Raw genomic sequence first — 2107 nt, 5'->3', positions numbered from 1 at the left:
GACGGGCTCAATGCGGCCCGAGGTCGCGTTGGCGAGGAGAGGGCGGTCCCCGAGCCCGCAAGAGCCCGGCTGATGGCAGCCGTGTCGGAAGCCAAGGCCAGCGGTCACAAACGCGAAATCGCAGAGGCGCGCGGGTTCGAGGAAGAGCGTCAAACAAGGCTGGCCGATGCGATGCGGCACCTTCGGCCGTGGTCGGGAGATGCAGAGGCACTTTCCAAAATGCCGGTCCCAGTGCCGACGCAGATGGCTGCCTGGAAGAAACTGGCCGCCGACCTTCAAAGGGACAGGGCAGTCTTTTCCGAGCGTCTGGCTGAGCATGAACAAAGCCGGATCTCAACGTCGGCTCGTCTGACTGCTGTCCGCGCCTCGGCCGACATCGCTGACGATGACACAGCCGCAGCCATTCGGCGTGAGAGGGAAGAGGCCTGGCGAAGTCACCGGGCGGACCTAAAGCCCGAAACCGCAGACGCCTTCGCCGTGGCACTGGCCAGGGACGATCAGGTCGGTGCTGCGCGATTGGCTCACGCCGGCGAGCTTGCGGACCTGCGCGTAATCAAGCAAAAGGCGGCCGAAACCGAATTGGCGAGTGAGCGCGTCGCTGCCCAACTCTGCGAGCTGGAAAAACGCACTGAAACGGCGTCGATTGAAATCAAGCAAATGGCCAGCACCCTGCTTAAGGATTGCCAAGCGCAGTCGCTCGACCTCTTGATCGGACTTTTGGAGGAGCGGCTGTCCGCGCGCGCTGACGCGCTTGGCGCCTGGGACGACATCCTGCTCGCACGCGCGAGAATTGAACGAACAACAGCTGAAGGAGAGCGGATCCATCTAGGATTGGCCTCGGCTCTTCGAAGCGTTGGAATTCAGCCGGAAGCCGGTGAGGCCCTGGAGGCGATGGTGGTCGCTGCTGACCGTTTTCTGGACAGGCAGGCGAAGGTCGACGCGGAACGCGCGGAAGCGCTAAGAAGCGTCGCCGCGAAGGAAGAGGAGCTGGCCGCCAGGCGGCTAGCCGTTGAAATTGCAGAGCGGCGGGATGTTGCATGGCAGGCCGACGTCAATGAAACGCTGAAGGGGACTTGGCTCGAAGACGGCATCGCCGGAACCGGGCTCGGCAGCGTGCTCGATCAGCTGTCGGACCTGTCAAAGGCGCTGCAGGATCGTGAGGCCATGCGTACCCGCATAGGCAAAATGGAGGCTGACAGGACTGGCTTTGCTGACGAGGTGGCCCGGCTTAGTGCGCAGGCCGGGGATCCCACAGGTGACGAGGCGCCGGAACAGGCGAGCGCCAGGCTGACCGAGCGTCTGGAGCAAGCCGAGCGCGCCCGAGAGGCGCGGGCGAATCTCCTCCTCGATGTTCAAAAGTTGCGAGACGTTCAGGAGGCATTGAGCGCCGAGATCGCGGCACACCAGACGACCAAGCAGGAGGTGCTCGACGCTTTCGGGGTGAAAACTCTGCCCGAGGTCGCAGAGCGTGATGAACAACTTCGCGAGCGAGACAGCCTGCAGAGCGCAGTGGCCGAGCTTGAAGAACGAGTGACGAGCGAGCTCGCCCTCGAGGACTTCGCCCAGGCGCGCTCATTGCTGGAGAGCGTCGATCTCGATGGGCTGGCAATTGAAAAGGCCGAAATCGAGCGGCACCTCGCCGACCTCGATGAAGCCATACAACAGCAACTCGTCCGGCGTACCCGAGCGACCGACAAGCTCGACGCGATTGGCGGCGACAGCCAAGTTGCCCGGATCGATGCGGAGCGCCGCACCGTTCTTCTCGAAATCGAGGAGAAGGCTGCCCGCTATATCGAGTTGAAGCTTGGCGTCATGTCGGCAGCAAGCGCGCTCCGGGTCTATCGCGAACGTCACCGCTCTGGAATGATGAGCCAGGCCTCGGACGCCTTCGCACTGATCACGCGCGGCCAGTACACAGGCTTGACGACCCAGCCGGCAAAAGGCGGTGACGTCCTCATCGCCACGCAGCGGGATGGCCAATCGAAGGTCGCAGACGCTTTGTCGAAAGGCGCGCGTTTTCAGCTCTACTTGGCTCTACGCCTCGCGGGATATTACGAGTTTGCCAAGCTCAGGCCCTCTGTTCCGTTCATCGCCGACGACATCATGG

General features: G+C 63.0%; 1 pseudogene. It reads left to right on the top strand.

Annotation, left to right across the window (positions count from 1 at the left end):
- Positions 1 to 72: 72 nt before the first annotated feature.
- Positions 73 to 2107 (top strand): annotated as a pseudogene (locus EOA32_RS36530) (hypothetical protein); the annotation flags it as partial.

This window comes from Mesorhizobium sp. M1A.F.Ca.ET.072.01.1.1 (assembly GCF_004023325.1).
Lineage (GTDB): Bacteria > Pseudomonadota > Alphaproteobacteria > Rhizobiales > Rhizobiaceae > Mesorhizobium.
Note: the sequence above shows the minus strand (reverse complement) of the source record. Positions and strands in the feature narration are given on the sequence as shown.